Origin of the sequence: Magnetospirillum sp. ME-1, assembly GCF_002105535.1 — a bacterium.
In the GTDB taxonomy this organism is placed as follows: Bacteria; Pseudomonadota; Alphaproteobacteria; order Rhodospirillales; family Magnetospirillaceae; genus Phaeospirillum.
In genome coordinates, this window is the sequence record NZ_CP015848.1 from 2,871,574 (window position 1) to 2,895,243 (window position 23,670).

23 protein-coding genes are annotated in these 23,670 nt (G+C 67.3%); 6 read left to right on the top strand and 17 right to left on the bottom strand.

All coding sequences use genetic code 11. The annotated features are described in order from the left end of the window. Positions 1-2: 2 nt before the first annotated feature. Together WV31_RS13580 and WV31_RS13585 are read left to right on the top strand one after the other, a co-directional pair. Complete coding sequence (locus WV31_RS13580) at positions 3-956, top strand: glycosyltransferase family 9 protein (protein ID WP_085374071.1); 954 nt, start codon at positions 3-5, stop codon at positions 954-956. Then, complete coding sequence (locus WV31_RS13585; RefSeq protein WP_085374072.1) at positions 953-2,779, top strand: hypothetical protein; 1,827 nt, start codon at positions 953-955, stop codon at positions 2,777-2,779. The genes WV31_RS13580 and WV31_RS13585 overlap by 4 nt, the downstream gene beginning before the upstream one ends. Positions 2,780-2,783: 4 nt before the next feature. Here WV31_RS13585 and WV31_RS13590 read toward each other — a convergent pair whose 3' ends face one another. Both WV31_RS13590 and WV31_RS13595 read right to left on the bottom strand, forming a co-directional pair. After that, the gene (locus WV31_RS13590) at positions 2,784-4,040 is read right to left on the bottom strand and encodes a glycosyltransferase family 4 protein (RefSeq protein WP_085374073.1); all 1,257 of its coding nucleotides are present in this window, start codon (positions 4,038-4,040) and stop codon (positions 2,784-2,786) included. Between the two features lie 6 nt (positions 4,041-4,046). Beyond that, positions 4,047-5,339 carry an RsmB/NOP family class I SAM-dependent RNA methyltransferase gene (locus WV31_RS13595; RefSeq protein WP_085374074.1) on the bottom strand — a complete coding sequence of 431 codons (1,293 nt, stop codon included), beginning with the start codon at positions 5,337-5,339 and terminating at the stop codon, positions 4,047-4,049. A gap of 102 nt (positions 5,340-5,441) precedes the next feature. On the opposite strand from WV31_RS13595, the gene asnB reads away from it, so the two are divergent. After that, on the top strand, positions 5,442-7,340 hold the full coding sequence (gene asnB / locus WV31_RS13600; RefSeq protein ID WP_168185948.1) for an asparagine synthase (glutamine-hydrolyzing): 1,899 nt from the start codon (positions 5,442-5,444) through the stop codon (positions 7,338-7,340). Continuing rightward, positions 7,337-8,542, top strand: a complete 1,206-nt coding sequence (locus WV31_RS13605; RefSeq protein WP_085374076.1) for a glycosyltransferase — start codon at positions 7,337-7,339, stop codon at positions 8,540-8,542. The genes asnB and WV31_RS13605 overlap by 4 nt, the downstream gene beginning before the upstream one ends. Here WV31_RS13605 and WV31_RS13610 read toward each other — a convergent pair. The 8 genes from WV31_RS13610 to WV31_RS13645 all read right to left on the bottom strand — a co-directional run bounded on the left by WV31_RS13610 (position 8,520) and on the right by WV31_RS13645 (position 15,234). Continuing rightward, positions 8,520-9,473, bottom strand: a complete 954-nt coding sequence (locus WV31_RS13610; protein WP_085374077.1) for a UDP-glucuronic acid decarboxylase family protein — start codon at positions 9,471-9,473, stop codon at positions 8,520-8,522. The genes WV31_RS13605 and WV31_RS13610 overlap by 23 nt on opposite strands. A gap of 39 nt (positions 9,474-9,512) precedes the next feature. Continuing rightward, on the bottom strand, positions 9,513-10,553 hold the full coding sequence (locus WV31_RS13615; RefSeq protein ID WP_085374078.1) for a glycosyltransferase: 1,041 nt from the start codon (positions 10,551-10,553) through the stop codon (positions 9,513-9,515). 5 nt (positions 10,554-10,558) lie between these two features. Continuing rightward, complete coding sequence (locus WV31_RS13620) at positions 10,559-10,840, bottom strand: type II toxin-antitoxin system RelE/ParE family toxin (protein WP_168185949.1); 282 nt, start codon at positions 10,838-10,840, stop codon at positions 10,559-10,561. Continuing rightward, positions 10,833-11,111, bottom strand: coding sequence for a CopG family ribbon-helix-helix protein (locus WV31_RS13625; protein WP_237051295.1), 279 nt, complete (start codon positions 11,109-11,111; stop codon positions 10,833-10,835). Before WV31_RS13625 ends, WV31_RS13620 begins: the two co-directional genes overlap by 8 nt. Positions 11,112-11,166: 55 nt before the next feature. After that, the gene (locus tag WV31_RS13630; protein WP_085374081.1) at positions 11,167-11,922 is read right to left on the bottom strand and encodes a glycosyltransferase family 2 protein; all 756 of its coding nucleotides are present in this window, start codon (positions 11,920-11,922) and stop codon (positions 11,167-11,169) included. Next, entirely contained in the window at positions 11,919-13,070 is a 1,152-nt protein-coding gene (locus WV31_RS13635; RefSeq protein WP_085374082.1) for a glycosyltransferase family 4 protein, read from the bottom strand. Before WV31_RS13635 ends, WV31_RS13630 begins: the two co-directional genes overlap by 4 nt. Positions 13,071-13,083: 13 nt before the next feature. Further along, positions 13,084-13,779 (bottom strand): polysaccharide deacetylase family protein, encoded by a 696-nt coding sequence (locus WV31_RS13640; RefSeq protein ID WP_085374083.1) that lies wholly within the window; start codon positions 13,777-13,779, stop codon positions 13,084-13,086. Positions 13,780-14,004: 225 nt separating this feature from the next. Further along, positions 14,005-15,234, bottom strand: a complete 1,230-nt coding sequence (locus WV31_RS13645) for a DUF2478 domain-containing protein (RefSeq protein WP_085374084.1) — start codon at positions 15,232-15,234, stop codon at positions 14,005-14,007. Positions 15,235-15,348: 114 nt separating this feature from the next. Here WV31_RS13645 and moaA point away from each other — a divergent pair, with 114 nt between their 5' ends. Next, a complete protein-coding gene (gene moaA, locus WV31_RS13650) occupies positions 15,349-16,335 on the top strand; it encodes a GTP 3',8-cyclase MoaA (protein ID WP_085374085.1) in 987 nt (328 codons plus the stop codon). Here moaA and WV31_RS13655 read toward each other — a convergent pair. The 6 genes from WV31_RS13655 to WV31_RS13680 are packed head-to-tail and all read right to left on the bottom strand — an operon-like array spanning position 16,322 to position 21,667. Next, positions 16,322-17,485, bottom strand: a complete 1,164-nt coding sequence (locus WV31_RS13655) for a hypothetical protein (RefSeq protein WP_085374086.1) — start codon at positions 17,483-17,485, stop codon at positions 16,322-16,324. The genes moaA and WV31_RS13655 overlap by 14 nt on opposite strands. Position 17,486: 1 nt before the next feature. Further along, positions 17,487-18,929 (bottom strand): MBOAT family O-acyltransferase, encoded by a 1,443-nt coding sequence (locus WV31_RS13660; protein WP_085374087.1) that lies wholly within the window; start codon positions 18,927-18,929, stop codon positions 17,487-17,489. Further along, positions 18,929-19,675 (bottom strand): glycosyltransferase family 2 protein, encoded by a 747-nt coding sequence (locus WV31_RS13665; RefSeq protein ID WP_085374088.1) that lies wholly within the window; start codon positions 19,673-19,675, stop codon positions 18,929-18,931. Before WV31_RS13665 ends, WV31_RS13660 begins: the two co-directional genes overlap by 1 nt. Further along, the gene (locus WV31_RS13670; RefSeq protein WP_085374089.1) at positions 19,672-20,415 is read right to left on the bottom strand and encodes a glycosyltransferase family 2 protein; all 744 of its coding nucleotides are present in this window, start codon (positions 20,413-20,415) and stop codon (positions 19,672-19,674) included. The genes WV31_RS13665 and WV31_RS13670 overlap by 4 nt, the downstream gene beginning before the upstream one ends. After that, entirely contained in the window at positions 20,412-21,044 is a 633-nt protein-coding gene (locus WV31_RS13675; protein ID WP_085374090.1) for an HAD family hydrolase, read from the bottom strand. The genes WV31_RS13670 and WV31_RS13675 overlap by 4 nt, the downstream gene beginning before the upstream one ends. After that, entirely contained in the window at positions 21,041-21,667 is a 627-nt protein-coding gene (locus tag WV31_RS13680) for a hypothetical protein (protein WP_085374091.1), read from the bottom strand. The genes WV31_RS13675 and WV31_RS13680 overlap by 4 nt, the downstream gene beginning before the upstream one ends. 131 nt (positions 21,668-21,798) lie before the next feature. Between WV31_RS13680 and WV31_RS13685 the strand changes: the two genes are divergently transcribed. Continuing rightward, a complete protein-coding gene (locus WV31_RS13685) occupies positions 21,799-22,902 on the top strand; it encodes a hypothetical protein (RefSeq protein ID WP_085374092.1) in 1,104 nt (367 codons plus the stop codon). Between the two features lie 18 nt (positions 22,903-22,920). Here the strand turns inward: WV31_RS13685 and WV31_RS13690 are convergent, their stop codons facing one another. Beyond that, a complete protein-coding gene (locus WV31_RS13690; RefSeq protein WP_206072544.1) occupies positions 22,921-23,538 on the bottom strand; it encodes a GAF domain-containing protein in 618 nt (205 codons plus the stop codon). Positions 23,539-23,670: the final 132 nt, after the last annotated feature.

Here is a 23,670-nt window from a genome sequence, read left to right on the forward strand (position 1 = left end):
GCATGCGCATCCTCTTCATCACCTCCAGCCGCATCGGCGATGCCGTCCTGTCCACCGGATTGCTGGACTGGCTGGCGCGCACCTATCCTCGGGCCAGGATCACCGTGGCCTGCGGTGCCGCCGCTGCCGGCCTGTTCGAGGCGGCGCCCAACGTCACGCGGGTGATTCCCATGACCAAGCGCAAGCGCGCCGGTCATTGGTTCGACCTGTGGCGGGCGACCTGCGGTCATCTCTGGCATCTGGTGGTGGATCTGCGCGGCTCGGCTCTGGGCTGGGCGATTCCGGCACTGCGCCGCCGCGTGCTGAAGTCGTCGTGGGAGCCCAAGCACCGCATCGTTCACCTGGCTTCGGCGCTTGGCATTGATCCGCAATTGCCGGTGTTGTGGACCAGCCCGGACCGACAGGCCGAGGCCTTGCGTCTGATCCCTCCGGGTGGGCCGGTTCTGGCCCTGGGCCCCACCGCCAATTGGGCGCCCAAGCAGTGGCCGGCCGAGCGTTTCGCCGAGCTGGCCGAGCGGTTGACCGCACCGGGCGGCCTTCTGCCCGATTCCCGCGTGGCGGTGTTCGGTGGGCCGGGAGAGCGCGAATCGGTGCGCGTGCTGCTGGAGGCCATTCCCACCGGACGGCTGGTCGATCTGGTGGGAACCTGTGATCTGGCGGCCGCCGCCGCCTGTCTCGGGCGGGCGGACCTTTTTGTCGGCAACGATTCCGGGCTGATGCACATGGCGGCGGCGGCAGGTGTGCCGACCCTGGGCCTGTTCGGCCCGTCGTCGGAAATCTTTTACGGCCCCTGCGGTCCCCGGACCGCCTCGGTACGCGGAGCCCGCAGCTTCGAAGACATTTGTCACGCGCCCGACTTCGACCACCGCGATACGGATTGCATGATGCTCGACCTCGACACCGCCAAGGTGCTCGACGCGGTCGCGGCGCTGATGACCAAGGGACGGACTCCATGAGCCAATTCAAGCTGTTCGACAATCTGCCGGCCACCCTGGCGCAGATTTCCATCGAACCGGTGGCCATCGTGGCCTCGGTGCTTGCCGTCGCCGGTATCGCCATGGCCGGACGGGTCGTTTCCGGACGAGAGTCGCCGGCTGTCGCTTTCGCCGCGGGCATGGGCGGATTCGTCACCATCGGAACGCTGGTGGGAGTGGCCGGTCTCGATCTGCGTCTGGCCCTGGCGGCATTGTTGCTCGTTGCCGTGGTGCGGGCCTGGCGGGATCGTCGCGACCTGTCCGCCTGGAGGCGGCTGTGCGGTCCCGTGCTGCTGATGCTGTTGCCGCTGCTGTTGCTTCTATCGGGGCGGCAGGGGTCGGAATGGGATGAATTCAGTCATTGGCTGCATGCCTTCCGCTACCTGGCCGTCAACCATGTCCTGCCCGGCGGGCCCGGCGTGCCGGTCATGGATTCGTGCTGCGCCGCCTATCCCTATGCCTGGCCCATGGTCGGTATGGCGGCCATGAGCCTTTCTGGCTTTTCCGAGGCGGTGCCGGCCCTGCTCAACACCTTGCTGCTGGGGCTGTTCGCCACTCTGCTTCTGGATCTGGCCGACGAGGACCGGCGGGGGGGAACGATCACACTGCCCGTTGCCGCCATCGCCGCGCTGGCCGCGACCCTGGCCTCGCCCACCTTCGTGGCCAAATTGGCCTTCTCGGCCTATGCTGACGTGCTGACCGCCTTCATGGCGTCCATCCTTCTGCTGACCGGGGAATCGGTCGCGGGCGATGACGGCGAGAGAGAGGGGGCATGGTCGAGAGCCCTGAGCTTCGGGTTGGCCGCCGCGGCCTTGATGGCCGCCAAGCCCGGCAATGCCGCGCTCTTTGGCTGCGCTCTGGGTGGAGCCATGGTGTTGTCCCTGCGAAACCACGGATGGCGTGGATTGCTGCGGCCGCACTGGCTGGCCATGGTGGCGCCGCCGCTTGTATGCCTGCTGGTCTGGCGCTGGCACGTGTCACGCTATCTCCAGGGACAGGAAATGGTCTTCCTGCCATTTGAAAAATGGCATGTGGCCCAGATCGGCCAGATCCTGCTCGCCATGCTCGACGTCGCCGTGAACAAGGGCGGCCATTTCCTGCTGGGTTTCGTCATGGTGGGGTTGGGATTACTGGGATTGGTGCGGAACCGGGGGCGGCTGGACCGTCTGTGCGCCATGGCCGGCATGATGTTCGTCGGCTACAACCTGTTCCTGTTGATGACCTATGTGACGGTATTCGGAGATTACGAGGCACTGCATGCCGCCTCGTTCTGGCGCTACAACACCCATATCGGTCTGGCGCTGATGCTGCCGGCAGCAATCCTCGGTGCCCGGCTGCTTCGTCATTTGGCCCGGCGATTTGCCTGGACCGGGGTTGCTGGTTGGGGGGTGGTTGGCTTTCTGGTCGTGGGGCCCGTGATCCTGGCGACACAAATTCGCTTTGACGCCGATCCCATGAAAGTTTTCCTGCGGCGTTCGCTGGCCGAGGCCGCAACCTTGATGCCCCCGGGGGCCAAGGCGGTGGTGATCGACCCCTTCGGCAGCGGGGTGAGCGCCATGTTCGCCACCTATGAATGGAGCGGAAGGGCCCGGCTGGACTCTTTTCAATCGGCTTTCAATTCCGAAATGCCTCGTGCCTGGTTGGCGCGCCAGCAGGCCGAGTGGGCTTTCGTCGCCTCGGGCCAGAGCCGGCTTGGGCTGCTGCCGGAGACCGCCGCCCAACTGATGCGCAGAGAGGGGACGGAGTGGGTGACGGTGCGTCAGTTCCCCTATCCCGGCAACCGCGTTCCCGAATCCTGGCCTTGAGGACTTAACCCTCGATCCGTCCCGCTTCGGTCGGACCCTTGCCATCGACCACCAGGGTCAGCGCCTGGATGAACAGTTCCGCCTGGCGTTCGCGGGTATGGGCGGCGGCGGCGGCCAGGCTGTCGGCGGCCAGTTGCCGGCGCAGCCCCTCGTCGCTTTCCAGGCGGCGGGCCGCTTCGGCCAGGAGGTCGGGTTGGGCGGCCGGTACGAACAGACCGGCGCGGTCGGCCTCGACGATGTGCGACGCCTCGCCCCTTGGCGCCACCAGCAACAGCGGCAAGCCCATGCCCATGGCCTCGAACATCTTGGACGGGATCACCTCGGCGAAGGCCGGGGAATCCTTCAGATGGATCAGCGCCACGTCGCACAGAGACCACACGGCGGGCATGCGGTCCTTGGGCTGGGGCGGGCCGAACACCACGTTGGCCAGCCCGCGCCGCGCCGCCTCGTCCATCAGCATCTGGCGCTCGGCACCGTTGCCCACCAGCAGGAAGCGGATGCGATCATCCGCCTTCAGGCGTTCGGCGGCGTCCAGCACGTTGATCAGGCCGTGGGCCATGCCGTGGGTTCCCACATAACCGATGACGAACTTTCCCCCCAGGCCCCATTCGGCCTCCAGCGCTTCGTCCCTGGGCCGCGGCGCGTAGCGGGGCAGGTCGACGCCGTTGATCACCACGGCGATCTTTTCGGCCGGGATGTCGCGGGCGATCAGGTCGGCCTTGAAGGCCCGCGTCAGCGCCACCACCGCCGCCGAGCGGCGATAGAGGAACAGCTCCAGCTTTTCCAGCCAGCGGATGGCCAGGCTGTCCTTCATGGCGCCCACGGCGGTGATGGAGCGTGGCCACAGATCGCCCAGTTCGAAGACGAAGGGGGTGCCGCGCATTCCGGCCAGCGCCCAACCGCCCACGGCGGCGAAGAATTGCGGACTGGTGGAGACGACCACGTCGGGCTTCTTCTCGAACAGGCCGGCGACCACCGCCATGACCATGAACGAGACGAAATCCAGAATGCGCTTGGCGAAGCCTTCATTGGGGGCAATGTAGGTTTTGACCCGGACAACCCGGACGCCGCCCATGTCCGAGACGTCCCGCCAGCGGTTTTTCCAGCCGGGGAACAGCTTGCCGCCGGGAAAGTTGGGGGCGCAGGTCAGTACCGTGACCTCGTGCCCATCCCGGATCCAGTAGGCGGCGCGCTCCGACACTCGCGTGGCGGCGGCATTGGTCTCGGGCGGGTAATTCTCGGTGAGGAACAGGATGCGCATGACGGCTCAGACCTTCCGCAGCCTGGCGGCGAAGAAGGCATCCATGCCGCCCAGTCCACCGAGATGGCAGGGCAGGGTGCGCAGATCGCCCTCGGGCGTGATCAGTTCGGCCATGCCGCCCACCTCCTCGGCACCGATGGCGACGCGCTCGATCGGTGCGCCTTCGGCCAGGAGGGCGGCGATCTGGTCCGGCCCCTCCTCGGGCTCCAGCGAGCAGGTGCAGTAGACCAGCAGGCCGCCGGGCTTGAGCATGCCCAGGGCGGCGCGCAGCAGGCGGGCCTGGACCCCGGCCAGCTTCATCACCTCGGCCGGGTTTTTGTGCCGCGCCACGTCGGGGTGGCGGCGCAGCGTGCCGGTGGCCGAGCAGGGCGCGTCCAAAAGGACGGCGTCGAAGGGTTCAGGCGGAATCCATGCCCCGGCATCCGCCTCAACCACGTTTGCAGTCAGGCCCAGGCGGCGCAGGTTGTCGGTGAAGCGCTTCAGCCGCTTTGCCGAGCGGTCCAGCGCCGTCAGCTTGGCCCCGGCCACCGCCAGCTGCAGCGCCTTGCCGCCCGGTGCGGCGCACAAATCGGCCACCCTTTGGCCGCGGACATCGCCCAGCAGGCGGGCGGGCAGGGCGGCGGCGGCGTCTTGCACCCACCACTTGCCCTCGTCGAAGCCCGGCAGCCCGACTACGGCGCCGCCGCCGGACCGGCGCAGCGAGCCGGTAGGCAGGATCGACGCCTCCAAACGCTCGGCCCAGGCGGCAGGATCTGCGGCGACCGAGATGTCAACCGGCGCCTCGACCAGATGGGCGGCGGCAATGGCCCGTGCGATGTCCTCGCCATAGGCTCTGGCCCACGAGCGCCACAGCCATTCGGGCGTGTTGAGCAGTTCGGCGTCCTGGGCGGCGATCAGGTCGCGGCCCTCGCGGTCCAGTCGGCGCAGCACGGCGTTCAAGAGCTTGGCGAAACCGGCCTGGGTGCCGCCCTTGACCAGATCGACGGTGGTGGAAATGGCGGCGTGGGGCGCCACGTCCAGGAACAGCAGCTGGCAGATGCCAAGGCGCAGAGCATGTTCGGCCCAGGCGGCGCCGGCCCGCATGGGCTTGTCCAGGCAGTGCTCGATCAGGGAATCGATCTGGCCCAGGCGCCGCAAAGTGGTGCCCAGCAGCATGCGGACAAATCCCCGGTCGCGCTCATCCAGCGGCGACAGGCGGGGATCATCCAGCACCTCGTCAAGCAGGCGCCCCTTGTCGAGCACCATGGACAACAGATCGACCGCGATGGCGCGCGGAGAGGAGGGTTTGACTCGCTTCATGGGGCAACCCTTACCCCATAGTTGGGTCCAGGGCAAATGGTGGCCGCTTGCGGCCCGGGTCGGGCTGCTGTACATCGGACCGGCAGCAAGGGGAACCAGGGGATGTGCGGAATCGCGGGCATCGTCGCCGACCGGCCGGTCAATCCCCGGGCCGTGACGGTTATGACGGATCGGATCGATCATCGCGGTCCCGACGACCAGGGGCAGTGGTCTGCCGCCGACGGCAAGGCCGTGCTGGGCCACCGGCGGCTGTCCATCCTCGATACCTCCGCCGCCGGGCACCAGCCCATGGAGCGCGACGGGCTGGTCACTGTCTTCAACGGCGAGATCTATAATTTTCTCGAGCTTCGGGCCGAGCTGGCCGCCCTGGGTGAGGCGTTCCGCACCAACAGCGATACCGAGGTGATCCTGGCCGCCTATGGGCGCTGGGGGACCGAGTGCTTCGCCCGCTTCAACGGCATGTTCGCCCTGGCCATCCTTGATGCACGGCGTAAGGTTCTGGTCTGCGCCCGTGACCGATTCGGCGAGAAGCCCTTCCTGTTCGCGGTTCGTCCCGGCCTGTTCGCCTTCGCCTCGGAATACAAGGCGCTGCTGGCTCTGGACGAGGTGGGGCTTGATTTCGATCCGCTGCCGCTCCTGCGCTTCGCCCATCGTCCCGCCACCGGCCTGGACGACCAGCGCGCCACCCTGTTTCCCGCCATCCTCCAACTGCTGCCGGGCGAGCGATTGGAGCTGGACCTCGGAACCCTGGACTGGCGCATCGACCGCTATTGGAGCCTGGAGCGCGACCCGGGTCTTTCCAGCCTCGGCATGGACGAGGCGGCGGCGCGCTTGCGCGATCTGCTGACCGATTCGGTGCGGCTGCGGCTGCGCTCCGACGTTGCCGTGGGCTCGTGCCTGTCGGGGGGGCTGGATTCCGGCTCGATCATCATGCTGGCCCGGCGCCTGCTGGGGGATGGCGCACCCTACCACGTCTTTACCGGCCGTTTTCCCGGCACCAAGGCCGACGAGTGGGAGTACGCCCGCCACACGGCCGAGGCGGCGGGCGCCATCGTCCATCAGGTGGAGCCCACGGCCGCCGGGCTGCTGGCCGACCTGCCCGACTTCCTGTGGGCCAACGAGCTGCCGGTGGGCAGCGCCAGCCAGTACGCCCAGTCCTGCGTTTTCCGCCTGGCCAAGGAGAACGGCGTCACCGTGCTGCTGGACGGTCAGGGCGCCGACGAGGTGCTGGGCGGTTACGAGCAGTATTTCGCCCGCTATCTGGCGGGATTGCCGGCAGCCGAACGAAGCACGGAGGAGGAGGCCATCCGCGCCCGCTATCCCGGCGCGCTCGACACCCCGCGCCAGGCCCTGTCCAAGGCCCTGCCCCCCCGTTTGCGCCACTGGCTGGCGGGGCTGAGCGGCAAGGGCAGCGACCTGCTGTTCGGCCTTGCCCCCGATCTCGCCCTTCGGGTGGCCGAGGCCAATGCCCCGCCGCCGGTTCCCGCCGGCTGGTCGCCCCTGGCGGCCGAGCTGGCCCGGGATTCGTTCCAGACCCATCTGCCGGTGCTGCTGCGCTATGGCGACCGCAATTCCATGGCGCACTCGCGCGAGGTGCGACTGCCGTTCTGCGACCACCGTATCGCCGAGTTCGCCCTGTCCCTGGACCCTGCGCTGCTGATGGGCGAGGCCCAGACCAAGCGGCTGCTGCGCCAGGCCATGAAGGGAATCCTGCCCGAGCCGGTGCGCACCCGCTGGAACAAGCAGGGATTCCTGCCGCCCCAGGACCTGTGGTTCGGACAAGGCCTGATCGACGAGGCGGAAAGGGTGATCGAAGACCCCGCCTTCGCCGCCGCCGGCTGGTGGAACGTCGGCTGGTGGCGCTCGGCGCTGCGGCGCTTTCGGGCGGGCGAGACCCATCTGGGCTGGGTGCTGTGGCGGCCCTTGATGATCGAGGGCTGGCGCCGCCATTTCCTCGCTCGCGTCGCCGCCGGGCCCAGGCTGCCGGCGGTGTCGCCATGAGGCTGGCGCTGGTCAACCACCTGCATCCCGAGTCCCCCCTGGTGGGGGCGACCCGCCTGCGCGAATTCGCCCGCGCCCTGGCCGGGCGGGGTCATCAGGTGGTGCTGCTGACCGAGGCCATGGCCGGTGCCGCGCCCCCCGACGAGCCCGCATCCCTGGCGGCGAGGCTGGAGGGGCATGACTGGACCGCGCCGCTGATGGTCTCGGCCCGCCCCTGTCGGCTGCCGTTGCTGGAGTCCCTGCGCCAGGGCCGTCTGCCCCGGCCGGTCCGCGCCGTCCTCATCGCCGGGCTGTATCTGGGGCGCGGCGGAGTCTTTCCCGATTGGAGCCTGGGAACCGCACCGCTGCTGCCGGTTCTCGCCCGCCGCTTCCGTCCCCAGGCGGTGTGGGGCACGTTCGGCAACACCGACGCCTGGATCATCGCCCGCGAACTGGCCGCCCTGGCCGGCTGTCCCTGGGTCATGGACGTCAAGGACAAGTGGGATGCCTTCATCCCGGCGCTGTTCCGCTCGTATCTGGCCCGGCGGTTCGGCGACGCGGCGGCCATGACGGCGCTGGCCCGCTCGTATCTCGACCATATGCGGCCGCGCTTTTCGTGTCCGGGACATGTGGTCTACAGCGGCGTATCCCGATCCCTGCTGGCCGAGAGCACGACGGGCGAGGCCGAGGACCGGCTGACGCTCTCGGGCAGCACGTATTCCGCCGACACTCTGGCGGCGCTGATGGCGGGCATCGCCGGCGCGGTGCGGCCGGGCACGATCTTCACCTATGCCGGGGCCGATCACCGGGCGGTGGCCGAGGCGGCGCGGAATCTGCCCTGTGTTGTTGATATCCGGGGGCAGCTGCCCCTGGATGAACTGGTGACGTTGCAGCGCCGCTCCTTCGCCAACCTGTATTGCTGCGTCGGCGACCACGACCGCTTTCACCACAAGCTGATCGAGTTGCTGTGCGTCGGTCGCCCCATTGTCTGCCTGCCGCCCGACGGGCCGGAGGCGGAGGGCATCGCGCGCGCGACGGCGGGAGTCTTCACCGGCTGCTCCACCCCGGACGAGGTGGCGCGCGCCCTAGGCGCTGCCTGGGAGCATCGGTCGCAACCGGTCGAGGGCGACCGCGACCGGCTTGCCGCCTTTGGCTGGGACGGTCAGGCCGCCATCCTGGAAAAGGTGCTGGCCGGGATCCTCAGCCGCCGATCTTGCCCTTGAAATAGGCGATGGTCTTTTCCAGGCCGGCTTCCAGCACCACCTTGGGTTCCCAATCGTTCAGCACCGCCTTGGCCTGGGTGATGTCCGGCTTCCTTTGCAGGGGATCGTCGGCGGGCAGGGGCTTGTAGACGATCTCGGACTTGGCGCCGGTCATCTTGACCACCAGTTCGGCCAGCTGGCGGATGGTCATCTCGCGCGGGTTGCCCAGGTTGATGGGACCGGTGATGTCGTCGGGGCTGTTCATCAGGCGGATGAAGCCCTCGATCAGGTCGTCCACATAGCAGAACGAGCGGGTCTGGCTGCCGTCGCCGTAAAGGGTGATGGGCTGGCCCTGAAGCGCCTGCATGATGAAGTTGGACACCACGCGGCCGTCGTCGGGATGCATGCGCGGACCGTAGGTGTTGAAGATGCGCGCCACCTTGATGCGCAGCTTGTGCTGGCGCCAGTAATCGAAGAACAGCGTCTCGGCGCAGCGCTTGCCCTCGTCGTAGCAGGCCCGCGGGCCGATGGGATTGACGTTGCCGCGATAGCTTTCCGGCTGGGGATGGATGTCCGGGTCGCCATAGACCTCGGAGGTGGAGGACTGGAAGATCTTTGCCCCCACGCGCTTGGCCAGGCCCAGCATGTTGATGGCGCCGTGTACCGAGGTCTTGGTGGTCTGGACGGGATCGCGCTGGTAGTGGATGGGCGACGCCGGGCAGGCCAGGTTGAAGATCTCGTCCACCTCCACGTACAGCGGAAAGGTGACGTCGTGGCGCATCATCTCGAAATAGGGATTGTCGAGCAGATGGGCGATGTTGGCCTTGGTGCCGGTGAAGAAGTTATCGACGCACAGTACGTCGCATCCTTCGGCCAGCAGCCGCTCGCAGAGGTGGGAGCCGAGGAAACCGGCGCCGCCGGTGACCAGAACCCGCTTGCGGTCATACTTCATGACGTCCCCTTTCCGCATTCCGCGGCATGTAGTCCCGAACTATCCCAGCCTTCCGATACGCTCGAACTCGGCCGCCGCCTGGTCCCAGCCCCATGACCGCTGCCGCTTCAGGCAGGTCCGGTGCAGGCGCCGCCACACCGCATCGTCGGTGAGAATCTCCACAGCATGACGCACAAAGGTTTCATCATCCTTCACGCACCAGCCGGTTTCGTCTTCGATCACCCGCTCGCGCATGCAGGCGATGTCTTGCAGCACGGCGGGCACGCCCATGGCCTGGGCTTCGGCCACCGCCGAGCAGAAGGTCTCGCCGATGTCGCCGCGATAAAGCAGCGCACGGGCGGCGGCCAACTCGCCGACCAGCTGGGTCTTCGGCACCGGGCCGCGCAGGATCACGCCTTGGGCGGCCATGGCGGCGGCCTTGTCCAGCACCACCCCCATGCGGTCGGCCTTAGCCGCCCCCGCCGCGCCATAGGTGGCGGTGCCGGCGAAGACGTGCAGCTCGGCATTGGGCACCGCCGGGCGGATGCGCCGCTCCCACAGATCCAGCAGCCAGTCGAGCGAGCGCATGGGATTGGAGGTGAAGACCACCCGGGGCGGCGGCGGCTCGGCACGTTCCGTCGCGTGGCAGAACAGGTCGGTGAGGCCGTAAGCCACGGTTTCCCGCCCGCCGGCCATGGCATAGGAGGGATAGGTGGAGGCGTGGCTGGCCCCTGAAAAGACGATCACCGGCAGACGCAACGCCAGCTTCCACTGATAGCGCCACTTCATCAGGTAGCCGGCGGGATTGTGAATCCAGAAGATGGTGCGCCGGGCGCCCGGGCACAGGCGGATCAGCTTGTCGCCGCGATTGGCGATGTAGAGGTCGGCGCGATCGGGCACGCCCTGGGACAAGGGCCGCCAGGTGACGCCCCGGTGGACCTTCTCCGCCTCGCACTTGTTGCAGACCAGCACGTCGTGGCCGCGCGCGGCGAGCGCGTTGGCCATCTCGATGAACGAGGTCTCGGCGCCGCCCAGAGGCCGTTCCTCCAGCGTCGCGCCGTCGAAGGTGATGCCGTCATCGGTCATGACGATGCGGGCCATGGGGGTTATTCCTTTGGTTCGGCCTGACGGCCGTGGCGGATGTCGATGATTTCCGGCGTTCCGCCCTTGGTTCGGACGGTCAACACATAGGGGCCAACCACCAGTCGCCGGGTGTCGGGAATGAGGCCGGGCGATCCGATATTGGGATGCTCGGCCAGGGTCTTGCGGGCGACACGGATCATGGAAACGATCTTGCGGGCGGCCTTATCGTTGTGTTGCGCGATATAGGCGGTTTCACGCCGCAGATAGTCGATGACCGAAGGTGAAAGGGTGGCGAGTCTAGGCAACTTTTGACCTGCGTTGCACTGCGGCGTCGATGATCGCGTCCAATTCGTCCATGGCCTCGTCGAAATCGACGCCCTCGCCGCGATCCAGGGCGGCGATGCCCTCCAACTCGCGCAGCACGTCGGCCCCCTCGCTGTCCAGGTACTGCTTCAGGGCGCGCAGCATCACCCACGAGCGGTCGCGCTCCATGCCCTTGGCGATGGTGTCGAAGGCTTCCACCAATTCGGTGGGAACGCGCAGCGAAATCTGGGTCTTGGCGGCGGGTTCGGTCATGGGGGCCTCCTGGGATGCGGCGTCATTCATCGTATCACGGTGCATGACGCGACGCCTATTCCTTCTCGTACTTGGCCTTGAAGTGGGACAGCAGGGGATAGAGTCCGGCGCAGATGGCGATGATCAGGCCGTAGCCGCCTTCACGCCAGCCGCCGCGCCGCACATAGCATTTGAAGAAGCGCGAGACCAGCCGGCGGAGGTTGGACGCGGTCGAGCCCCAGGTCTCGCCCTTATCGCGCAGATCGCGGGCCTTGGCGCTGCTGTAGGAATCCAGGCGGCGGATCATGTCCGAGATGTTCTTGTCCACGTAATGCTGCAGCCGGTTCTGCAGCATGGGGCCTTTCCTGCCGCGCCAGACCAGCGATGGGTGGACGCGGTCGCGGCCCCAGATCTTGGCATTCTTCCTGAACAAGCCGGGATAGGCGGCCTTGCCGTAGCTTGCCCCCCAGCCGTGGCGGACCAGGCGTTCGCCGATGTAATTGTCCACCGGGATCTCGTGCCAGTCGAAGGCGGAAGTGGCGATGATCCGGCGGATTTCCTCGGCCAAGGTGGGGGGGACGTGCTCGTCGGCGTCCACCTCCAGCACCCATTCGGTGTCGCAGGCGGCAATGCCGGTGTTGCGGCGGTCGCCTTCCAGGTCCCAGCGCCCCTCGACGATCCTTGCCCCGAAGGCCAGGGCGATGTCCTTGGTCCCGTCGGTGCACTTGTCCAGCACCACCACCACCTGGTCGGCGAAGCGCAGCTTCTCCAGGCAGGCGGGCAGGCGCTTTTCCTCGTTGCAGACCACCACCAGCGCCGTCAGCGTGCTCATGCCCCAACTCCCTTGAAGCGGGGCAGGATGCGCCTGACCGCATGGGCCCTGGCGGTGCGGTAGACCTCCAGCGTCTGGCCCATGCGGTTGTCGAAGCGCATGTCCTTTTCCGCCATGGACCGGGCGGCGGCGGCCATGCGGGCGGTGGCTTGCGCGTCGGTCATGACCAGGGCCATGGCCTCGGCCAGCCGGGTGGGATCGGCGGGCGGCACCAGCAGGCCGGTCTGGTGGTCCAGCACGATCTCGGGCACACCGCCCACATTGCTCGCCACCACCGGCTTGCCCACGGCGAAGGCCTGGACGGCGACGCGGGGCTGCGCCTCGGTCAGCGAGGGGATCACCACCGCGTCGCCCATCTGCATCAGTTCCGAGACGTCGTCGCGATAGCCGGTGAACACCACCTGTCCGGCCAGCCCGGCATTGCTCAACTGCGCGTGCAGGCCGCGCTCGTACTCGGCGCATTCCGTGGTGGCGGAGCCGACGATGGCAAGCCAGGGCGACAGGCCCTTGTCCCGCAGCAGGCCCAGCGCGGCCAGCAGGTGGTCCTGGCCCTTGTCGGGGCGGATCATGCCAACGCAGACCCAGACATAGGCGTCGTCGGGAAACTTCAACTCCGCGCGCAGTCTGGCGCGGGTGGCTACCGGGTCGGGCAGATCGAAGAAGCGCTCGTCCGCCCAGCCGCCGATGGACACCGAGCGCTTGGGATCGGCCAGGCCTACTCCCAGCAATTGGCTCCGGGTGCATTCGGCCACGGTGATGATGTGGTCGGCACCCAGGCGCCACTGGGCGCGGCGGATCATGCCGCCCTTCAAGGGCTGGTTGACGTGGCGCGAGCGCACCACCGCCACCAGGTCCAGGCAGGCGGCGGCGGCTTTGGCGTCACGGGTGACATGGGTGTCCACCACCTCGACCCGCTTCTCGATCAGCAGCCTGCGAAAGGCGCGGATGGTGGCGGGCTTCCATGGGCGGTCGAAATCGAAGTCGATCACCGGCAGACCGGCGGCCTGGGCGCGCTTGAAGGATTCGCCGTCCGAAGGCGAGGCCAGCCAGACATCGTGGCCGTGGGTCTTCAGCCAGCGCACCTGTTCCATGGTGCGATGCTCCATGCCGCCCCAATTGCGTCCCGGAATGGTGTGGAGAATGCGCAAGGGAACCCCTCTCTCAGACCAGGATGAAGCGTTGCCACCACGCCTGGGCCGGCGGCGGCGGCAGGGTGACCGGGCGCAAGGACCGCTGGGCGAGACCTTCCAGCAGCAGGCGCAGCATGGTGATGGTGATTGCGGGCTTGAACGCGGCCCCCGGCCGCTCGTTGATGGGCTGGTCGTGCATCAGGAGGATGCCGCCCTCCAGGCGCGGATCGGCCAGCAGGCGCTCCACATCGCTGCGGCATTCGGCTTCCACGTCGCCGGCCGTATTGCAGCGGGTGGCGGTCATGTGGTCCTCGGTGCTGGGGCCCCAATGGACCAGGGCGCAGCCGGGCCGCCATTTGGCCAGGGCGCGGTGGATGCGGGCCGAGCGCCGGCCGCCGTTATAGGGCAGCCGCACCAGATAGGGATGGGGCGTCGGGCGGTGGATGGCCAGCAGCGCTTCGCAGCGTTCCATGTCGTCCAGCAGGCGCGAGGTGGGCTCGCGGTCGAGGCGGACGTGGTCCCAGCCATGGGCGTAGACGGCATGGCCGCGCTTCACCGTCTCGGCGATCAGCTCGCCTGCGGTCACGGCACGAAAGCCGCTCATGAAGAAGGTGGCCTTGGCGTCGAAGCGGTCCAGCAGGTCGAGCAGGACCGGCGTGGAATCGGGCATGGGGGCGTCGTCGATGGTGATCGCCACCGTTCCCTTATCGGCCAGCTGCCGCATCATCGGCCGCCAAGCCCCCAGTGACCAGGAAATCCGCACTCCAGTCCCTTCAACAATCCTGTTGTCATCCTGAGCGTAGCGAAGGATCTCCGCCTGGAACAATGGTGCCGCTCAGGGCAAGCCCGGCCAGGATGAGATCCCTCGGTCGCTGACGCTCTCTCGGGATGACAAGAATACCCATGATACCGCCAGGGAAGTATCAGGAATCCGCAGTCCCGAACAGTCCGATCATGGGGCCGTCTTGCGCATGGTCGCCTGGCGGCAGTGACGCTTCAGGTCCTTGGCGCCGCCGCCCTCGGCGACGGCGCGGGCCAGCGCGTCCGGGTCTTCGGCGATCAGGCCGGAGCTGACCTCGATGCCGTAGGTGAACAGGCGCGAGGTCAAGGGCGCTCCCGGCCCCACCAGCGCCACCCGGGCGAAGCGGGCGAGGCGCAGCAGACCGGGCAACGAGCGGTTGGCCAGCGCCGAGGCGGTGATGATGGCGGCTTCCGCCGCCGGCAGCAGCCATTCCGACGCCTGTTCCGGGTATTGGCCGGACGCGGGCTTGCGGTCGATGACCTTGGCGCCGGGCAGGCGGTCGGCAATGCCGGGAAAGGCGCCGATCACCACGGTGCCGCCGCCCTTGGCCCCGAAGCTCTCCAACCCGTTGCCGCCGGGAAGCGCAAGGTCGAAGCGGTTGTAATGGGCGTTGCAGGCGGCCATGCCCAACGCCTGATCGAAGGGGTCGGTGGAATGGACCAGCCCTGCCAGGGCCTTCAGCCCGCCTTGGGTACGTTTGCCGGCATGGCTGGTGGCGTTGCAGCCCGGCGTGCCGCGCTCGGGCGTCTGGGCCAGCCCGATGCCGGTGGCGGTCTCCACCATGGTCCAGTTGAGGCCGACCACCACCCGCCTGACGGCGGCTTCCTCCACGCCGTTGGCCAGATCGGCATACAGGCGGCCCGGCCCCCACCAGCGCCACAGCGCCGCCATGCTCGGCGCGATCAGCTCGGTCTGGCCGCCGGTGAATTCGGTCCATTCCTCGATCAGCACGCCGGGCACGGCGGTCAGCACCCGCACGCCTTCCACCACGGCGGCCAGCATGTCGCCGGCCAGGCCTTCGCCTTCCATCTCGGACTTGGAGAACTTGTTGATGAACAGGAGGTCGGCGCGGCTTTCGATGGCCCGGCGCACCGAGCCCGAGGCCTCGGCCAGGGCCTGGGAATCCAGGATGCAGGCCTTGGAATCCTTGCCGAGACTCTGGCCGATGGAAATCGTCCGGCCGGTATCGATCTCGGTCACCGTCATGTCGGTCTTGCGGCCCGAAGGATCGCGAAGCGTGTCCTGCAGCAACCCCCCTAAGTGGAAGCCGCGCGCCTTGAGCTCCGCGGCGAAATCGGCCAGCAATTTTTCCGGCGGCTTGCCCGGCGGATAGATCACCGCGCCGATGGCGGGCTGGCTGGATTGCGGGACCGGGAACATGGGACGTTTCCTCTCTTTTGCCGATGCCTTGACCAACGCCAAGACTCGTTTTCGACGCAGGCAGCATATATATCATTACAGCAAGCCCCCGCCGAGGGGCATGGAGGATGCGTCATGATCGATCCGTTTGGACGCAAGGTCAGCTATCTGCGCGTGTCGGTGACCGACCGCTGCGATCTGCGCTGCGTCTACTGCATGGCCGAGGACATGCATTTCCTGCCCAAGGCCGACATCCTGTCCTTGGAGGAACTGGAGCGGCTGTGCGGCGCCTTCGTGCGCTCGGGCGTACGCAAGCTGCGGCTCACCGGCGGCGAGCCCCTGGTCCGGCGCAACATCATGAGTCTGATCACCAATCTGGGCCGGCTGGTGAAATCGGGCGAGCTGGACGAACTGACGCTGACCACCAACGCCACCCAGCTGGCCAAGTACGCCGACGATCTGGCCGCCGCCGGGGTCAGGCGCCTCAACGTCTCGCTGGACAGCCTCGATCCGGCCAAGTTCGAGGCCATCACCCGCTGGGGCAAGCTGGATCAGGTGTTGGAGGGGATCTTCGCCGCCAAGGCGGCCGGCCTCGCCGTCAAGATCAACACCGTGGCGCTGAAAGGTGCCAACGAGGACGAGCACGAGCATCTGGTGGAATGGTGCGGGAGCCACGGCTTCGACATCACCTTCATCGAGACCATGCCCATGGGCGACATCCATTCCGACCGCACCGAGCAGTATCTGCCGCTGTCCCTGGTGCGCAAGCGGTTGGAGCACCGCTTCACGCTCACCGACATCGACTACCGCACCGGCGGTCCGGCCCGCTATGTGCGCGTCGCCGAGACCGGCGGGCGCATCGGCTTCATCACGCCCATGACCCATAATTTCTGCGAGACCTGCAACCGGGTGCGGGTGACCTGCACCGGCACGCTCTACATGTGCTTAGGCCAGGAGGACGCCGCCGACCTGCGCACTCCCTTGCGGGCGAGCGAGGGCGACCAGCTGCTGGAAGACGCCATCGCCGAGGCCATCGCCAGGAAGCCCAAGGGCCACGACTTCATCATCGACCGCGATGCCAAGCCCGCCGTGGGCCGCCATATGAGCGTCACCGGCGGCTGATGGCCGCCACCTCGGCCACTTCGTCGGGGTGGGAGGCGGCGTAGGCCACCCGCCCGGCGCGGATTCGGCCGATCACCGTCTCGACGTTGTCGGGGGTGAGGCGGATGCCGAAGGACTCGTCGCCCCTGGCCGCCAGCACCCGGTCCAGCATCAGATCGCCCGCCGCCTTGGTGAAGTGGGAGCCGTCCCAGTACCAGCGCATGCGGGTGGCCGGATCGCGGGGGATGTCCTCGGTGGTCACCGCGTTGTAGCCGCTGAAATCCCACAATTCGGCCTTGGATGCCGCCACTGTGGCGGCCAGATCGCGCTTCCACTGCTCCCAGGCGGGCATCAGGCCGGCGGCGGCCTTGGCCTCCAGCACCTTGGCGTGGATGGGAGTGATGGCCAGCACCATCCGGGTTCTGCCGTTGTCGAAGGCGGCCAGCAGGCGCCGCAGGTCCTCCATCCGCTCCGGCGCGTAATGGAAGCCGGCATAGGTCTTGGCGGCTTTGGTGGGGGCCAGCTGCGAGCGGATCACGCCGTCCATCTCGGCCCGGTGGTCGAAGCTCTTCTTGCGCGCCCCGATGTCGTAGCTGCCGTCCTTGGCGAAGGACTGGCGCATGCCCTTCGCCGAGCTGAACAGCACCCAGCCGGAATCGTCGAAGGCCTGCAAGGACAGCAGGCGGCGGGCGTAGACCGGCCAGGGCGAGGCCCCGGCGAAGCCCGAGCGCTCGAAATCGCCGCCGGTGGCGGTGCGGGTGCCGAACATCATCAGGTCGAGCCCCACCACCACCAGCCGGGGCGACTGGTGGCGGGCGGCGTATTCGGCGGCGCGGGCCAGTTCGGCCATGTTGGAATCGGACAGGGACGCGTTGAAGGCTGGTACACCGCCCAAGGCGGGGGAAGAGGGGTCGAACCCCATCTCGCCCCGGGACGTGCCGTAGAACAGCACGTCGAATTGGGTATGGCCCAGGATCAGCGCCTTGTTGACGCGGCCGCCGTCACGCCGGAGCGTCTTCTGGTCGTTGAAGCCCTTGATGTCGCCCCAGCGGAAGCTGGCATAGGGATCGACCATGAAGTTGAAACCCGCCCCCAGCACCAGCAGCGCCACCACCCCGCCCAGCAGGGTGAGGAGGAAGCGGCGCTGCGAGAGGGGGCGGGGCTGGCTCATGTCAGAACTGGTAATAAAGGAATTCGCTGGTCCGCCACAGGGTCATGACGGAAACCGCCAGCATGGCGGCCAGCGCCCAGGCCCAGCCGGTGGTGGGCGCCCAGGCGAAACGCTTCGGGCTGTCCACCGGCTCCAATCCCGGCCCTGTCGCCTGCATGATCTGCTGGCTGTTGGGGGCGAGCGCGCAGAAAGCCATCAGGACCAGGGACAGGGCCAGACCGTCCCAGGCCACCTTGGCCGCGCCGCCGCCCAGGCCAGCCATGCCCTTCAGCACGATCAGGGCGGCGTCGAAACTGTTGGCGCGGAAGAACACCCAGGCGGCGATGACCAGGACTTGGGTCAGCACCCAGCCGGCGATCATCTCGCCCCGTCCCGGCTCGGCGGGGCGCACTTCCCGCCACAGATGGTTGCCCACCAGCATCAGCCCGTGCAGGCAGCCCCAGGCGACGAAGGTCCAGGCCGCACCGTGCCACAGCCCGCCGAGCGCCATGACAACCATCAGGTTGACGTGGCGCCGCACCGGCCCGCTTCGTCCGCCGCCCAGCGGGAAATAGAGGTAGTCACGCAGGAAGCGCGACAGGGTCATGTGCCAGCGCCGCCAGAACTCGATGATGCTGGCGGATTTGTAAGGCGAGTTGAAGTTGACCGGCAGGTCGATGCCGAACAGCCGCGCCAGACCCACCGCCATGTCGGAATAGCCCGAGAAGTCGAAATAGATCTGCACCGTATAGGCCAGGGCGCAGGTCCAGGCGGCCCCCAGGCTCAATTCCTGGCCCGCGGCGGCCGCCGAGAAGCCGGGCGCCACATAGGACGCCACCCAGTCGGCGATCACCGCCTTCTTGAACAGGCCGATGGCGAACAGCGACAGGCCGGCCACCAGATTCTCGGATGCGGGGCACTGCCGGCGGGGCTGGCGGAACTGGGGCATCATCTCCTTGTGGTGGATGATGGGCCCGGCGATCAGGTGGGGAAAAAAGGTGACGAACAGGGTGTAGCTGAGCGCGTCGCCGTCCTGGGCCAGCTTGCGCCGCACGTCCACCAGATAGGCGATCTGGGTGAAGGTGAAGAACGACACGCCCAAGGGCAGGTCCAGCCCCCTGGCCTCGATCATCAGCCCCAGCAGCGGGGCGACGGATTCGGCGAAGAAGCGCTCGTACTTGAAGACGCCCAGGAAGGCGAGGTTGAGCGCGATGCCTGCCGCCAGCACCGTGCCGCCCCAGCCTGTGTCGCGGGTCCGGGCGATGGCCTGGCCCAAGGCGAAATTGGCGGCGATGGACACGGCCAGCGGCCAGGCATAGGCCGGGTTCCACCAGGCGTAGAAGACGATGGAGGAAACCGTCAGGAAGGCCATGGCCGGACGCCATCCCACCCGCCGGAACCCGAAGAACCCGGCGAGCGCCAGGGGCAGGAAGGCGAACAGGAAGGGCGCCGAATTGAACAGCATCAGGCGGGCGCGGCGGAATTCCGCAGGGCGATGAAGGCGTCCAGGTCCTCAGGCGTGCCCAGGCCGTGCATGGCGGTCTGGGGAATCTCCCACACCCCCACCCGTGCGCCGGTCTTGAGCAGGTAATTGTAGACCGGGCAGGTATAGAACTCGTTGTTGACCCGGTCATTGGCCGCGATCATGGCCTCGGCCGCCTGGCGGAAGGCCCGCGCCGACTTGAAGTAGTAAAGGCCCACCGTGGCCCATTCGCTGATGGGGTCCTTTTCCGCCACCTTTTCCACCAGCCCGTCGTCCTTCAGCTTGGCGTAGGACCATTTGGGGTGGGGCTCGGACTTGAACACCATGATGGAGCCGTCGAGATCGCGGGCCAGCGCGTCGTCCAGCATGGCGGCCGCGCCGCCATCCACGAACTGGTCGGAATTGGCCACCAGCATGGGGGCGTCGGGATCCATCTTGTCCCAGGCGGCCAGCAGGGTGCAGGCGGTGCCCTCGGTCAACCCGTCCAGCAGATGGAAGCGGATGCCCTGGGACTTCAATTCGTCCACCACGGCGGGCTCGGCCTCGCAATGGGCCTGGCGGGCGATCAGCAGGGTGTCGGCGCCCCCATAGGCCACGTTGTCGATGACGTGGCGGATCATGGGACGGCCCAGCACGTCGATGAACGGCTTGGGTTTGGCATATCCCGCCTTGGCGAAGCGCGAGCCCTCGCCGGCCATGGGAATGACGATTGTGATCGGCTTGGTCATTGGTCGAGCGGCGAATTCTGGAAGTGGGTGAGGAAGTGGGACACGTCCTCGGGAATGCCCAGCGGATGGAACTCGGCATTGGGAATCTTGTACTGGCCGACGCGCGCTCCTTCCAGGATCAGCTGGTTGATGGAGGGCACGATGAAGAACTGGTTGTTGACCAGGGTGTTCTTCAAAAGCGACTTCTCGGCGGCGCGGATGAACATGCCGCCTTCACGGTAGTAATAGGCCCCCACGGTGGCGTGGTTGCTGATGGGGTTCTTCTCGGCCGTTTCCACCACCATGCCGTCCTCGTCGACGCGGGCGAAGGACCAGCGCGGATGCATGGAGGTGAAGGTCACGATGCCCACATCCAGGTCGCGGGCGCGGAAATCGTCGAGCGCCGGCTGAATGCCCTTCGTGGTCCACTGGTCGCCGTTGCACACCAGCAAGGGCGCTTCGCGGTCGATGTGGTCCACGGCCAGCAGGGCGGTGCACAGCGCGCCGCCGGTGGGCCGCTCGGTCTGGACGATGGTGCAGCCGGGGGCCAGCAGTTTCAGGACCGAATCCAGGTGGAATTCCTGACGGTCGGCGGCGTTGGTGACGAAGATGAAGCGGTGGTCGCCGGCGGGCCGCGACGAGCGGATGGCGTATTCCACCATGGGGTGGCCCAGCACCTCGATCATGGGCTTGGGGAATTTCTGGCCCATCTCGTGGAAGGGCCGCGCCGAGCCGGCGATGGGCATGAGGATCTGGATCATGATGCGGCCTCCACCTGACGGATGCGCTCGCGGATGTTCCAGTAGGTCACCTCTGAGGGGTCGGCCACCCTGAGCACGTGGGCGCCCGAACCGGTGGCCGCCTGCACGCCGTAATCATTGTCCTCGACGATCAGCGTCTCGGCCGGGTCAATGCCCAGGCGGGCCATGGCGGTGACGTAGATGTCGGGATCGGGTTTGGGCTTGGCGCAATCCTGGTTGGACAGCGTGATGTCGAAATAGTCCAGCAAGCCCGACTGGCCCAGCATCATGTCGCAGGTCTCGCGGATGGAATTGGTGCACACCGCCAGCTTGTAGGCCTCGGTCTTCAGGCGCGACACCGCGTATTCGATGTGGAAGACGGGGAAGCAATGGGTGGCGATCAGCTGCTTGGTATAGACCTGCTTCAGCTCGTTGATCACCCCGGCCAGACCTTTGGGAAAGCCCCGGTGCTCGTGCAGATAGGCCAGCTTCTTGCGGGTCGGCAGGCCGTCGAAGGTGGTCAGGTGTTCTTCCCGGCCGATCTCGTAGCCGAACAGACGCAGCGCCTGGTTCAGCGCCTCCCAATGCCACTCGCGGGCATCCACCAGGACGCCGTCGAGGTCGAACAATACGGCGCGGATGCGGCTCAACGTAGGAACTCCTGCAATTGGGCGGGAAGATCGGTGCAGACCATTACGCGGTCGTCATGACGGAAGCGACGGGCCAGGTCCCAGATGGGACTATGATCCCGGCGGTGCAGTTCGCCCGACACCAGGGCGACCAGCTTGCCCGCGTCCAGGTGGGCCTGGATTGTAGCGGCGTCGATCCATTCCCGGTCCAGCTCGTCCAGCCACACGCCGGCCGAAGCGGCGTAATAGGCCGGCGAGGGCTCGGCATCGGAATGCCGCGTGAAGGTGGTGAGCCCCAGGCGCAGATAGTGGCGCATGTCGGGCACCGACATGTCGAAGAAGAAGTAGTCGCGAGCGCGGCCGGCCACCAGCGGGGCCATGATCTCGGCCAGTCCGTCGGCCTTGACGTTGAGCGCCAGCACCCGCTCCGGCGAGGCCAGATCCAGCCAGTCGCCCCACACCTGATCCAGGCTGGGGGCGTCGGCGCCGGGCATGTCGTGGGAGATCACCACCCCTCCCGCGCGGTCGCGCAGATCGGTCTCGATGCCGAATCCGCCCCGCAGTGCCGCCAGCAGCCGGTCGGGGCGGTTCTGTTCGGCTTTCTCGGTCCAGGCTCCGCGATGAGCCAGAATTCGCGCAACCATGGGACCTCGGAATTGGGATTGACCTTTATGCCGCCATGGCGGCAAATCGACGGGCGAAAAATGCCGGCTTTGGATAGCAAATTCCCGGTTGCTTCGCAACCAGACCGTCCCGAGGCGGAGCAATATTCGAAGTGATCATCGACAATATCGACTCCCTGGCCAAAGCCAAGCATTGCCGCGATCTGGACATGGTCGAAGTGCGGACGGCCCGCTTCAAGTGCCGCAACCTGCTGCTACATGCCCTCAAATATGGACTTTGGGCGCTGAAGCCGGGCGGAACCTTGGTGATCCAGGATGATGGCCCGCATCTGGCGGAAACCTGGGAAATGCCCTTCGCCCTGGTCCGGCGCCTGACCTTCAAGGCGCTGGGCGACGAATGCGAATTGCTGAATCTGGACATGGAGGCCATGCGGCTGACCTTTCGCCGCACCCGTCCGATCCTGGCCGGGGGCTGGTCGGCGGGCCTGATCTTTTCCGGCAACGATTCCGAACTGCCCGCGGTGGCCAAGTGCCTCGAGGGTCTGCACGCCCAGCCCGAACTGGCGGGCGAGGACGGCGAGATCGTGGTCTGCGGCCCCCGGCGCGACCTGTCCTTCCTGGCTCCGTGGCCCAAGGTGCGCTACGTGGAATACGAGACACCGCCCGGGCCCCGGTTCCTAATCGCCGCCAAGAAGAACTTCCTGGCGCCTCACCTGTCCAATCCCCGCGTGCTGATCCTGCACGCTCGGGTCCAGCTCGATCCCGGTTGCCTTGCCGCCTTGCCGCGGGAATTCGACGTCATCACCCCGGCCCTCTTCACCGAGGTCAAGGGCCGGCGGCGGCGCTATCTCGACTATGTCATCTCGGATTGCACCGATCCCCAGCGCGTCGCCACGCGGTTCAACGTGCCCATCGACTACCCGCGTGAGCGCTACCTGGAATTTCTCCGCAAGGGCGAGCCCTATATCGACGGCGGGCTGTTGATCACCCGGCGGGACCTGTTGCTGTCCATTCCCCTGGACGCCCGGCTGGCGTGGTTCGACGGGGAGGACGTGGACTGGTGTCGCCGCGTGCGGGGCGAAGGGTTGCTGGTGGACTTGGCCTGGGAGGCCACGGCCTCCACCGCCGGCAACAAGATGGGGCGCGCCGTCAATCCCAGCATCTGGGATCGCCTGCGCCGTCCCATCCGCCGCCCCTTGCGGGCGCTGTCGGCCTGGGGGCGCTATGTGGGCAAGCGGTTGAAGGGCGAGCGCTGAGCCGCCAGCGGGGCCGGCTCAGTTCAGCCGGGGCAAGGTCTCGAATCCGTCGATGATGGCGTCCACCGCCCGCAATTCATCGGCCAGTTCGAGGGAGCGTTGGGTCCGCGCCTTGCCCAGTTCCCCGATGACGGCGCCGAGCGCGCCCCTGGCCCGCCGGGCGGCGGTCTGGTTCTGCCGCAGGACGCGGCGGGTCTCCATGTGATGCATGACGATGCCCGCCAGATCGCGCAGCACCTGCTTCTGCTCGCGGGTGGGCTCGGGCCGGGTCTTGCGGTCGATGACGCACAGCGTGCCCAGGGCATGGTCGTCGGGGGTGATCAGCGCCGCGCCCATGTAGAAGCGGATCGCCGGCTGGCCGGTCACCAGCGGATTGTCGGCGAAGCGCGCGTCCTTGGTGGCGTCGGGGATCACGAACAGGTCGCGGCCGCAGATGGCGTGGGCGCAGAAGGCATGTTCGCGCGGGGTTTCGCGGGCCTGCAGCCCGAAGGTCGACTTGAACCACTGGCGGCGGTGATCGACCAGTGAGACCAGGGCGATGGGAGCCTCGAACAGCGAGGCGACCAGCCGGGTGATGCGGTCGAACTGTTCCTCGGCCTCGGTGTCGAGAATGCCGTAGCGGACAAGGGCGGTCATCCGGTCCACTTCGTCGAGCGGGATTTCCATGGCGACACCTGACTGTCTAAAGAGCTATTTATATTGGCATAGATTTGTGCCGCTGCAAGCCGTGCTGGCGGGCTTTTCATCGGCCGGGTTATACTTCGCCCC